We start from the raw sequence: 12,343 nt of genomic DNA, 5'->3' as shown, positions 1-12,343 counted from the left end.
GGTCACCGCCGGACGATCGCCGTCCCCGCCACGCGGTCGTGCAGTCCCCGCCCGTCCGAGTCCCAGACGACGGCCGGGACCACGAGACACAGCAGAAGGGTGCGAGCCAGCGCGCTGATGAAGCCGGGCGCCATCGTCGCCCACGCCGCGTCGTCCCGCTTCTGCCCCGGGAACACGCGACGCACCCGCAGCCCGACGAGCCGGTGCCCGAGGGTGTGACCGATCGAGCCGACGAGGAGGACGTTCTCCAGCGCGAAGATCCCGAGGGTGGCCAACGGGTTGCCGCGGCTCAGCAGGAACGCGTCCGGCACGCTCGCGAAGAACGCGCCCGAGATGGCCAGGCACGCCACCCAGTCGATGACCAGCGCCGCGACCCGTCGTCCCAGGGGCGCCAGCGCACCGGGTCCGGCCTCGGGCAGGCCCAGCCGAACGCCGCGGCCGCTGCCGGGTTCCGGTGCCGGTCCGCCACCGAGCCACGAGCTGAGGTCCCCACGATCTGCCACCCCAGAAGGGTAGGCGACCCGTGGGAGCGAGACGGCAACGCCCCGGAAACACCGGCGGTACCCGACGTTCGTACGGTGACCCCACCTGCTCCGCTGACCACACCGGGGCGCCAGTCCTGCCTGAGGGGTCTTCATGAGCGGCAACGCCGTGCGTCGCGAGGCGATCTGGAACGTCGAGGCCTACGTGCCGCCCGCCATCAGCTTCAACGGTGCGGAGGCGCCCGGCGAGATCTTCGGCCTGAACGTCTTCAGCAAGACGGTCATGCAGAAGCGGCTGCCCAAGTCGGTCTACAAGTCCGTGATCGCCACGATCGAGCACGGCGCCATGCTGGACCCGGACGTCGCCGACGCCGTCGCGTCCGCGATGAAGGACTGGGCGCTGGAGAAGGGCGCGACGCACTACGCGCACGTCTTCTACCCGCTCACCGGACTGACCGCCGAGAAGCACGACAGCTTCTTCGAGCCGGTCGGCGACGGGTCCTCGCTGGCCGAGTTCGCCGGCAAGACCCTCGTGCAGGGCGAGCCGGACGCGTCGAGCTTCCCGAACGGCGGGTTGCGCAACACGTTCGAGGCACGCGGGTACACGGGGTGGGACGTGACGAGCCCCGCCTACATCCTGGAGAACCCGAACGGGAACACCCTGTGCATCCCCACGGTCTTCGTGTCGATGACGGGTGAGGCCCTGGACCACAAGACCCCGCTGCTGCGCTCGCAGCAGGCGATGGGCGAGCACGCGGCGCGCATCCTGACGCTCTTCGGGCACGAGAACCAGAACGTCGTGGCGTTCTGCGGTCCCGAGCAGGAGTACTTCCTGGTGGACCGGCACTTCTTCCTCGCACGCCCGGACCTGCTGAACGCGGGCCGCACCCTGTTCGGCACCAAGCCGCCCAAGGGCCAGGAGTTCGACGACCACTACTTCGGGGCCATCCCGGACCGCGTGCTGGGCTTCATGATGGACACCGAGCGGGAGCTGTTCAAGCTCGGCATCCCGGCCAAGACGCGGCACAACGAGGTCGCCCCGGGGCAGTTCGAGATCGCGCCGATGTTCGAGCGCGGCAACCTCGCCGCCGACCACCAGCAGCTGCTCATGACCACGTTCAAGGCGATCGCCAAGAAGCACGGCATGGAGTGCCTGTTCCACGAGAAGCCGTTCGCCGGCGTCAACGGCTCCGGCAAGCACGTGAACTTCTCCCTGGGCAACGCCGACCTGGGCTCGTTGCTGGTGCCGGGCGACACCCCGCACGACAACGCGCAGTTCCTCGTGTTCTGCGCAGCCGTCATCCGCGCGGTGCACAAGTACGCCGGGCTGCTGCGCGCGTCCGTCGCCTCCGCCACGAACGACCACCGGCTGGGTGCCAACGAGGCTCCCCCGGCGATCATCTCGATCTTCCTCGGCGACCAGCTGGCGGACGTGTTCGAGCAGATCGCCAAGGGCGCCGCCTCGTCGTCCAAGGGCAAGGGCGTCATGCACATCGGTGTCGACACGCTGCCCGTGCTGCCGACGGACCCGGGCGACCGCAACCGCACCAGCCCGTTCGCGTTCACCGGCAACCGCTTCGAGTTCCGCGCACCGGGCTCGATGCAGACGGTCGCCGGCCCGATGACCACGATCAACACGATCATGGCCGACTCGCTCGACTACGCCGCCGGGGTGCTGGAGACCGCGGTCGCGGCGGGAACCGACTTCGACACCGCGGTGCAGGACCTGCTCACGCAGATCATCACGGACCACGGCAACGTCGTGTTCAACGGCGACGGCTACTCCGCGGAATGGCCGATCGAGGCGGAGCAGCGCGGCCTGGCCAACCTCAAGACGACGCTCGACGCCCTGCCCGAGCTCGTCACCGAGTCCGCGATGGAGCTGTTCGAGCGGTACGGCGTCTTCAACCACCGCGAGATGCACAGCCGCTACGAGATCGGCCTGGAGCAGTACGCGCTCACGATCGGGGTCGAGGCCCGCCTCTCCCTGGAGATCGGCACCACCGCGATCCTGCCGGCCGCGGTCAAGCACCAGACGGAGATCGCGCTGAACATCGGGGCGCTCAAGGCCGCCGGCGTCGAGGCGGACATCGCGCCGCTCGACGAGGTGAGCGCGCCGATCACCGCGCTCCGGGCCGGGCTGGCAACCCTGCGCGCCGCGCTCAAGTCCGACGTCGGCCACTCGGCACTCGCGGAGGCCGAGCACGCCCGGGACGTGCTGCTGCCGGCGATGGCCGACGTCCGCGCCGCCGCCGACGCGCTCGAGGAGCTGGTCGCCGACGAGCTGTGGCCGCTGCCGACCTACCAGGAGATGCTCTTCATCCTGTGATGAGACGGGCATGACCGACACCCACGCCCAGGGCATAGGGTCAACATTCGTTACACGAGGGACGGCCCCGTAACGCTGTCGAAACACTTGGTACACGACAGAGAAACCAGGCGCTCGTAACCTCGCCTTGCCCGACCCCACGGGTACCACCGACCGAGGAGCAGCGGATGTTCAGCAAGCCAGAGGAAGTCCTGGCGTTCATCAAGAGCGAGGACGTGAAGTTCGTCGACGTCCGCTTCTGTGACCTGCCCGGCACGATGCAGCACTTCAACGTCCCCGCGTACTCGCTGGAGCTGGACTTCTTCACCGAGGGCCAGATGTTCGACGGGTCCTCGATCCGCGGCTTCCAGGCGATCCACGAGTCGGACATGAAGCTCATCCCCGACATCAGCACCGCGTACCTGGACCCGTTCCGGGTCGAGAAGACGCTGAACATCAACTTCCACATCGTCGACCCGTACACCGACGAGCCCTACAGCCGCGACCCGCGTCAGGTCGCCGCGAAGGCCGAGGCGTACCTGAAGTCGACGGGCATCGCGGACACGGCCTTCTTCGCCCCCGAGGCCGAGTTCTACATCTTCGACGACGTCCGCTTCCACACGAAGCAGAACGAGTCGTTCTACTCCATCGACTCCTTCGAGGCGGCCTGGAACACCGGCCGCGAGGAGGAGGGTGGCAACCTCGGCCACAAGATCCCCTACAAGGGCGGCTACTTCCCCGTGCCCCCGGTCGACGGGTTCTCGGACATCCGCGACCAGATCAGCCTGCAGCTGGACGCCCTCGGCCTCGGTGTCGAGCGCGCCCACCACGAGGTCGGCACCGCGGGCCAGCAGGAGATCAACTACCGCTTCGACAAGCTCGCCATCTCCGGCGACAAGGTCATGCTCTTCAAGTACGTCGTGAAGAACGTGGCCCACGAGAACGGCAAGACGGCGACCTTCATGCCGAAGCCGCTCTTCGGCGACAACGGCTCGGGCATGCACGTCCACCAGTCCCTCTGGAAGGACGGCGAGCCGCTGTTCTTCGACGAGAAGGGCTACGGCGGCCTGTCCGACCTGGCGCGCTGGTACATCGGTGGCCTGCTCAAGCACGCGCCCTCGCTGCTGGCCTTCACCAACCCGACGGTGAACTCCTACCACCGCCTGGTCCCCGGCTTCGAGGCCCCCGTCAACCTGGTCTACTCGGCCCGCAACCGCTCCGCGTGCATCCGCATCCCGGTCACCGGTTCGAACCCGAAGGCCAAGCGCATCGAGTTCCGCGTGCCGGACCCGTCGTCGAACCCCTACCTGGCGTTCGCGGCCATGCTCATGGCCGGCATCGACGGCATCCAGAACCGGATCGAGCCGCCGGACCCGGTGGACAAGGACCTGTACGAGCTGCCCCCCGAGGAGCACGCCGCCATCCAGCAGGTTCCCGGCTCGCTCGGCGAGGTTCTCGACCGCCTCGAGGCCGACCACGACTTCCTCACGGCCGGCAACGTCTTCACGCCCGACCTGATCTCGACGTGGATCGACTACAAGCGCAACGCCGAGGTCGACCCGATCCGTCTGCGCCCGCACCCGCACGAGTTCGAGCTGTACTACGACGTCTGACAGTCACCGCTCATGGCTGCTCCCCTGAGCGTCTGACCAGCAGGAATGGCACCCCCGTCACCCCAGTGGTGGCGGGGGTGCCGCGCGTCTGCCACCCAGTCGGCATTGCGACCCCTCCCGCGGGGCCTCGAGGACGCTCCGCGTCCTGCACGGCCTACGCGCGCCGGGACGCTGATCGCGCGACCGGTGCGAGCTCACCCCGTCGTAGACGGCTGGCGTGCGCAGACCCACGCCTGTCCCGCGATCGCGACAAACCCGGCTCTCGTGAGGCAGTGACCTGCAGCGCCGGCATCCCGTGGCCCACGTCGCGGCGGGGATGCCTCGCTCACCGTGGGTCGATCGAAGGGAGGTCATGGTCGGGCGGTGACGGCGGGGCGGTCAGCGTCGGTCCGGATGCGACTATGCGACCGGCTCTGGCGTCGTCCTCGCGAGCGTCGTTCGCGTCGTTTCCACCCGCGGAGCCTGACGACCCGGGTCCACCCCAGGTATCTCGCTCCTGACGGAGCCCCTCCTCTCCTCGAGCGAGCACACCGACGTGCCTGCACGCATCAGGGGGAGAACGACCATGGCATACGAGATCCGCGGATCCCTGTGGGGAACGCTGTGTCACGACGTACGAGAGCCGCTCGCCGGCCTCGAGCTGCGCGCGTACCGGTCGAGGGGTGACCGGGCCACGGAGCAGGCGGTCGCGGCCGACAAGGAGACGTTCCACGAGGTCGCCGAGGGCGAGCGCACGGGAGCACCCCTCGCCGTGGCCCGCGTCGAGGACTCGGGGGCGTACGTCCTGACGATCGACGACAAGGAGTACGACGGCGGGCCGCTGGACCTCGACCTGTACGTCGAGAAGGCACCCCGGCCGCGGCAGGACCCGACCGCGAAGCCGCGACAGTTCGCCGTCACCACGCTGCAGCCGCGCTGGCGCCAGACCGAGGACCGGGTCATCGCGGCGTGGGAGTACGCGATCCCGAACCGGTTCTGGTGCTACATCCTGGCGCTCTTCGGCATCTGGACGATCAGCGGCCGGATCACGACCTGCGACGACAAGACACCGATCCCGGGCGCGGTCGTCCGTGCGTTCGACGCCGACTGGCTGCAGGACGACCCGCTCGGCACCGCGACCACCGACGGGACGGGCCACTACGTCATCACGTACCTGGCGTCCGACTTCCGGCGGACGCCGTTCTCCCCGTTCATCAACATCGAGCTGACCGAGGGCCCGGACGTCTACGCCAAGGTCGAGCTCGGCGGGCAGCCGATCGTCACCGAGACGCAGGCGGACGGTCGTAAGCCTGGCCGGCAGAACGTCGGGCACTGCTTCTGCCTGGACCTGTGCACGGACAAGGTGGTGGGCGGCCCCGAGACCGTGCCGCACTGGCAGCAGGTTGAGGTGTTCGACATCCACCCCGGCAACGGTCAGCCGGGCTCGACGTTCGACACGCTCGGGTACGCCGATCCTGCGGGTGGCGCGTACGTGTTCGGGGGTTCCGTCTCGCTGCGCGGCAACTGCCCGCTCACGGACGTCGGCACCGGCCACGCGCTGAAGTACCGGTTCCTGGTGGGCGAGTACACCTGGACGGGCGGCACGGAGGACCCCGCGAACCCGCCGACGGTCGCGCCGGCGAGCCTGACCCCGGTGACGACGCAGCTGACGGGCACGCACGTCGGTTACGTGTTCTACACCGACGGCAACGGCCAGGCGCAGTCGTCTGCCGTCGTCGTGACCGCGGCCGATCTCGACGCGGACGGCTTCGTGCAGGTCGACGGGCTCCCGGTCACCGTGCAGATGTACAACCCGCCGGGTTCGACCGCGGTGGTCAACGTGAGCGGGTCGAACTTCCTGCGCACGTTCGACCTGCTGGAGCTCAACACGGCGGCGTTCACGTCGCTGCACCCGCCGAAGAAGCCCGGTGGCCTCCCGATCACGCAGGCGGGCGAGACGCTCCCGACGGCCGAGCAGGAGCCCGTTCGCCGCTACCGGGTGGGCTTCGAGGTACGCGACGCGGTCACGAACTCCACGACCCACACCGACCAGCTCGACGCGATCATCTTCGACAACTCGGCGGTCATCGCCACGCTGGACCTCGAGGAGCTGCGGCTCGACGCCTGCAACCCGCTGTCCAGCGCGACCACGGTCCACCTGCTGTACACGGTGGACCACCCGCACCTGAGGAACTTCTCCGTGTCGATCACCAGCAACGGTTCGACGTCGCATGTGCCGCCGGAGACGCCGTCGGGGGCGTTCACCACGGGGGCCTACTCGTTCCGGGGCGGCGCGTCCGGCCCGCACAACGGCACGAACACAGGTGGCGTTCCCATCGACGTGTCGGGCGACCCCGCCTGCGCGTACGCGGTCAACCTCGGCTGGGTGACGCGTCGCTACACGGACACGGGTCAGTCGCTGCAGCGGCTGTACTGCCACTGACAGCGTTCCTCGGGGGCGTCCGGTCGTCCCGGGCGCCCCCGAGGCAGGACCAAAGGCCCGTCCGCGCCCTGACCGGACGGTGGACGATAGGTGGTACCGGCAATCCCGGCTCTGTCCGAATGCACCCACCAGGAGCGACCATGTCCGCCGTCCACCCGTCCCCCACCCCGAGCGACCGCGTCAAGCGTCTCGTCGAGACCGTCCGGTGGGCACCTGCGCCGGTCTGGGGCGAGTCGACCGGTGAGCACACGCGGTACTCGGTCTACCTGGCGGGGAGCATGCTCGCCTGGGCCGTGGCCGGCCTGGTGATGGCGGCGCTGATCGGCACGGCGCTCAGCCTCGTCGTCTGACGCGGAGCACGCCCCAGCCGAGATGCCGGGGTGCCGCACGTCACAGCGACACGCGGCGCGCGCATCACGCGCCGACCGGCAGGGTGGCTGCATGGCACCCTCGCGCCCCACTCGTGCGGCAGCTGCGCTCGCGTCGCTCGTCCCCGTCCTGCTTCTCGTCGCTTCCTGCGGGTCGGGCGCTGACCCGGACCAGCCGACCAGCGCGTCCACGAGTGCATCTCCGACCCCGACGCCCGAGGCTGTCGCGCCGTCCCCGTCGGTCACGGTGACCTCGGAGCTCCCCACCGCAGCTCCCGCTCAGCTCGTCACGGCCGGAGCGGTCGCAGAGGACGCGCCGGCGCAGGCCGCGGGAGTCGGCAGCGCGACGGTGACCTACACCCGTGGCGGTGAGTTCGCCGTCGTCATCGTCCTCGACTGCACCGCGTGCGCGGGCGGCATGTCGCCGACGGTGCTCACGGGTCCGGGCAGGGGGACCCCGTACGGCGAGGCTGCCGGCCCGCTCGCAGGGTCGTACCTCATGGACGTCTTCCAGGGCAGCGACCCCGAGCAGTCGGTGTGGTTGCAGGCGGACGGTCCTTGGTCGATCCGGTTCGAGAGCTGGAACGACCTCCCGGGTACGACCGGGCCACTGAGCGGCACCGGGTCCACCGTGCTGCGCATGTTCGACCAGGGCGCCCACGCCGAGGTGACCTGGGCGCCAGCAGGGCCGGACGACGACTTCTCCGGCCGCTTCTTCGGTGTCGGCGACCAGCAGCTGTTCGGCAACGACGAAGCGTTCACCGAGGTGGTGGACCTGCCGATGCCCGGAGTCTTCGCCATCCGCACGGACGGCACCTGGACCGTGACCCCGCAGCCCTGACGCGCGGTGCTCATGTGATCCGGCGCAGGGCGATCGCCGCGTACAGGAGTGCGGCCACCGTCTCGCCGTCCGTGATCGTGCCGTCCGCGACCATGGCCAGGACCTCGGCCCAGGGAACGGTCCGGACCGCGGTGATGCCTTCGACGGCGTGCTCGGTCTGCTCGCCCGAGGGGCGCAGGTCGCGGGCGAGGAAGACGTGCTCCGGCGCGTTGCTGATCCCGTTGAGCGCGAACATGAATCCGACGCGCTCCCAGGAGTCCGCGACCAGGCCTGTCTCCTCCCGCAGCTCACGTTGCGCGGCGAGGAGCAGGTCCTCGCCGTCGGAGCCGCCCGCGGGGACCTCGAGCGACACTCCGGTGGTGTAGCGGTCCACCTCCACGAGCACCACCTCGTCGTCGGCGGTCACCGGGACGATGAACACCGCCGGGTTGCGGACCTCCACCACGCCGTAGATGCCCGCGCTGCCGTCCGGGCGGTCGACGGCGTCCTCCCGCACCCGGATCCAGGGGTTCTCGTACACGGTGGTCGAGCTGCGCGTGCGCCAGAGCGTCATGAGAGAAGCCTTTCAGACCGCCAGAGGGATTGCGCTTACCGGACATCCTGTGACACCGTACGGAAACCGGTTTCTCACCCATCTGTCGGAGACAAGGACGTCTCATGCGAGCTCGTCGTTCCCTGGTCGTCACCCTCGCCGCAGGAGCCCTCCTGCTCCCCTCGACGACCGCGAGTGCCACTCCCCCGCCCCCGTCCGTCGACCTCGGCCGTGAGGTCCTGCCACCCGGCGACGGCTGGGCCTCGTACGAGGGTCCGACGGTCCCCGACGGCAAGCCGACAGTCGCCACCGGCACCACCGGCGGCGCCGCCGCGGACGCCTCCCAGGTGTATGTCGTCGACACGTGGCAGGAGCTGCGGGACGCCCTCGCCGGCAAGGCGGGCGGCAGCCAGACGGACGCGCGCACCAACACCGTCCCGCGGATCATCTACGTCACCGGGACCATCACGGCCTTCGACCCGGCGACCTGCGACGGCTTCGCCCAGCAGGTCACGGTGTCCGACACCGGCAAGCCGTTCCGCATGGCCGACTACATCGCGTACTACGACCCGACCGGGCCGTGGGGCAAGGTCAAGCCGAGCGGGCCGCTCGAGAACGCCCGCATCGCCGCCGCGGCGATCCAGGCGACGAGGACGCTCCAGCACGTGGGCTCGAACGTCACGCTGGTCGGCGTCGGCGACGACGCGCAGATCGTCGGAGCCAGCATCCGGATCCGCGACGCGCACAACGTGATCGTCCGGAACCTGACCGTCGCCGACGCGTACGACTGCTTCCCCGTCTGGGACCCGACCGACACCGCCGTCGGCAACTGGAACTCCGCGTACGACAACGTCTCGGTGTGGACGTCGACGAGCGTCTGGGTCGACCACAACACGTTCGACGACGGCGCCCACCCGCACTCCGCGCTGCCGGTCGTGTTCGGTCGGCCGTTCGAGACGCACGACGGACTGCTCGACATCACGCACGGCTCCGACCTGGTGACCGTCAGCTACAACGAGTTCGAGGAGCACGACAAGACCGAGCTCATCGGCTCGTCGGACTCGCGGCTCCAGGACCGGGGCCAGCACCGCGTCACGCTGCACCACAACCACTGGACCGACATCGGCCAGCGTGCGCCCCGCGTGCGGTTCGGCGACGTGCACCTCTACGACAACCTCTACACGCAGACCACCGAGGGGCTGTTCCAGTACTACTGGGGTGCCGGCATCGAGTCGAGCATCTACGCCGAGAACAACGCGTTCGAGCTGGCGCCCGGCGTCGACCCGGCCCGCATCATCACGCGCTGGGCAGGCACGCAGCTGTTCGAGACCGGCTCGACCGTGAACGGACAGCCGACCGACATCCTCGCCGCGTTCAACGCGACCGCGCCGGTCCCGCTGGCCGCGACGGCGCGGTGGAACCCGGCCGACGTATACGACTACACGCTCGACCCGGTCGAGGACGTGCCTGCGATCGTCCGCGCCGAGGCGGGCGCGGGGGTGCTCGCCTCCGGGACCCCCGTGGCCACGGCCGCACCCGGCGTCGCGGTGCTCTCCGACGACAACGGCCAGGGCACCGGTCTGTTCGACGGCTCCTTCACGGTCACGGCCAACCTCTACTGGGGCCAGAACGCCACGGTCGCCAAGCTCTACGAGAACGGCGTGCTCGTCGACGCCGAGTGGCTCACCGGTACGACACCGCGCCGCCAGACGGTGGCGTTCCCGATCACCGGCAAGGTGAACGGGTCCTACACCTACGTCGTCGAGCTGCTCAACCCGTACGGCAGCAGCACGTCACGTCCGCGCACCGTCGTCGTCAAGGACGCGTCACCCGCGCTCGCGGTCCTGTCCGACGACAACCGCGACGGTGACGGCTCGTTCACCGTCACGACGAACCTGTGGTGGGGCACCAACGCGACCCACTACGCGCTGTACCGCGACGGGGTGCTGGTCGACGAGCAGGAGCTCACGGCCGCGACCCCGCGCCGCCAGACGGTCCGGACGGCGGTGACCGGCCTCGCGCCGGGCACCTACCGGTTCGTCGCGGTGCTCAGCAACGACGCCGGGAGCACGCCGACGGCAGAGCGGGTGGTGACGGTGCTGCGCTGACCTGTGCGCACGCTGGGAGTCAGTTGTGGAGGGACCCGGCAGCACTGCACACAACGTGCACGGGACCCGCGCGCAAGTCCCTGACGTGCAGGAACGCACGGTCCTACCGTGTCGTCCATGAGCGACACCGGAGCACCGACGCCCCCGACTCCCCCAGCTCTCCACGGCCCGCCACCCACCTGGGTGGCGGGCCGCGGCGTGCCCGTCCCGCGCGAGGCCGGCCGGCTCGCGCGGGTGCTGACCGCGTTCTGGGCGGAGCGACGACGACCGGTCCCCGTGAGCACGCTCGTCCTGTGCGGTGTCGTGGGCGTCCTCGGCGGCGTGCTGCTCGTCGGCCACCAGCCCGGCCTCGGTGCCGCGCTGATCGGCCTGCTCGTCTGGGCTGCGGCCGCCCCTGCCCTGATCCGTCGGCGGGACGTCAACGACCTGATCACCGCGGCGCTGTCGATCACGCTCTTCGCAGTGGTCGCCCTGCGTGACGCAGGCTGGGTCGTCGTGCTCTGCGCGTTGGTCGCCGCCTGGACCGGAGTGGTCGCTGTGACGTCCGCCCGGTCCGCACCGGCGGCCGTGCTCGCGCCGCTGACCTGGGCGGCGGGCAACGTCCGGGCGATGCCGTGGGTGGCGAAGGGCATCGAGACGCTCGCCGGCTCGCGTCGCGGACAGCTCCTCGTCGCGCTGCGCAGCGTCGGGATCACCGTCGGCCTGCTGGTGGTGTTCGGCCTGCTGTTCGCCAGCGCCGACCGCATCTTCGCCCGGATGATGCCGCGCGTCGACGCGGAGCTGCTCCCGGGACAGGTCGTCGTCGGCGTGCTCGTGGCCGTCGTCGTCGCGACCCTCGCGCACCTCGCCCTGGCACCACCCAGCTGGTCCGACGCCCGGCTGGCACCGCGCCCGCCCGCGAAGCGCGGCGAGTGGCTCCTCCCGGTGCTCGCCCTCGACGCGCTGGTCCTGCTGTTCGTGACGGTCCAGGTCGGCGCGCTGCTCGGCGGCCACCGCCACGTGCTGGAGACCGAAGGCCTCACGTATGCGGAGTACGCGCGAGAGGGGTTCGCCCAGCTGGTGGCGGTCACCGCCCTCACCCTCGTCGTCGTGGCGGTCGCCGCGCGACGCGCACCCCGTGAGACCCCGCGGGACCGCCTGGTGTCCCGGCTGGCGCTCGGTGCGCTGTGCGTGGGAACCCTGGGCGTCGTGGCGTCCGCGCTGCGGCGGATGGACCTGTACGTGGACGCGTTCGGGCTCACGCGGCTGCGGGTCTTCGTGACCGTCACGGAGATCGCGCTCGCCGCCGTCTTCGTGCTGCTGCTCGTCGCGGGGATCCGGTGGCGCGGCGGATGGCTGCCGAGAGCCGCGCTCCAGGTGGTGGCCGTCGCGATGCTGGGCCTCGCACTCATCAACCCGGACGCGCAGATCGTCCGGCACAACACCACGGCCGACCTGGTCACGACTCTCGACGCCGACTACCTCGCGGGCCTGTCCGCCGACGCGGTCCCGGCCTACGACGCGATCGAGGGCGACCCCGCCCTGCGCCGGTGCCTGCTCGCGTCAGCCAGCGTCGCGCCGGCCACGGGGATCGGTGGCTGGAACCTCAGCCGGGAACGCGCCACGCAGGTCCTGGCGACCGAGCAGCCCGACACCGACGCGTGGTGCAACTCGGACCGCTGACGCGCGG

General features: G+C 70.3%; 9 protein-coding genes. 7 read left to right on the top strand and 2 right to left on the bottom strand.

Annotated features, from left to right (window positions below):
* Positions 1-2: 2 nt before the first annotated feature.
* A complete protein-coding gene (locus tag ASD16_RS05200; RefSeq protein ID WP_055913712.1) occupies positions 3-503 on the bottom strand; it encodes an RDD family protein in 501 nt (166 codons plus the stop codon).
* A gap of 133 nt (positions 504-636) precedes the next feature.
* Here ASD16_RS05200 and ASD16_RS05195 point away from each other — a divergent pair, with 133 nt between their 5' ends.
* From ASD16_RS05195 to ASD16_RS05175, 5 genes are all read left to right on the top strand, one after another.
* Complete coding sequence (locus ASD16_RS05195; protein WP_055913710.1) at positions 637-2,811, top strand: glutamine synthetase III; 2,175 nt, start codon at positions 637-639, stop codon at positions 2,809-2,811.
* 167 nt (positions 2,812-2,978) lie between these two features.
* The gene (glnA, locus tag ASD16_RS05190) at positions 2,979-4,403 is read left to right on the top strand and encodes a type I glutamate--ammonia ligase (RefSeq protein ID WP_055913707.1); all 1,425 of its coding nucleotides are present in this window, start codon (positions 2,979-2,981) and stop codon (positions 4,401-4,403) included.
* Between the two features lie 565 nt (positions 4,404-4,968).
* Positions 4,969-6,825 (top strand): carboxypeptidase-like regulatory domain-containing protein, encoded by a 1,857-nt coding sequence (locus ASD16_RS05185; RefSeq protein ID WP_055913704.1) that lies wholly within the window; start codon positions 4,969-4,971, stop codon positions 6,823-6,825.
* Between the two features lie 140 nt (positions 6,826-6,965).
* Positions 6,966-7,175, top strand: a complete 210-nt coding sequence (locus tag ASD16_RS05180) for a hypothetical protein (protein WP_055913701.1) — start codon at positions 6,966-6,968, stop codon at positions 7,173-7,175.
* Positions 7,176-7,266: 91 nt separating this feature from the next.
* Positions 7,267-8,034: a hypothetical protein gene (locus ASD16_RS05175; RefSeq protein ID WP_055913698.1), complete on the top strand. Its 768-nt coding sequence runs from the start codon at positions 7,267-7,269 to the stop codon at positions 8,032-8,034.
* Positions 8,035-8,044: 10 nt separating this feature from the next.
* Here ASD16_RS05175 and ASD16_RS05170 read toward each other — a convergent pair whose 3' ends face one another.
* On the bottom strand, positions 8,045-8,587 hold the full coding sequence (locus tag ASD16_RS05170) for an NUDIX hydrolase (RefSeq protein ID WP_055913695.1): 543 nt from the start codon (positions 8,585-8,587) through the stop codon (positions 8,045-8,047).
* 104 nt (positions 8,588-8,691) lie between these two features.
* Here ASD16_RS05170 and ASD16_RS05165 point away from each other — a divergent pair, with 104 nt between their 5' ends.
* Both ASD16_RS05165 and ASD16_RS05160 read left to right on the top strand, forming a co-directional pair.
* Positions 8,692-10,674, top strand: a complete 1,983-nt coding sequence (locus ASD16_RS05165) for a hypothetical protein (RefSeq protein ID WP_055913692.1) — start codon at positions 8,692-8,694, stop codon at positions 10,672-10,674.
* A gap of 117 nt (positions 10,675-10,791) precedes the next feature.
* On the top strand, positions 10,792-12,336 hold the full coding sequence (locus ASD16_RS05160; protein ID WP_082570599.1) for a DUF4153 domain-containing protein: 1,545 nt from the start codon (positions 10,792-10,794) through the stop codon (positions 12,334-12,336).
* Positions 12,337-12,343 lie beyond the last annotated feature (7 nt).

Origin of the sequence: Cellulomonas sp. Root485 (assembly GCF_001426705.1) — a bacterium.
In the GTDB taxonomy this organism is placed as follows: domain Bacteria; phylum Actinomycetota; class Actinomycetes; order Actinomycetales; family Cellulomonadaceae; genus Cellulomonas.
Note: the sequence above shows the minus strand (reverse complement) of the source record. Positions and strands in the feature narration are given on the sequence as shown.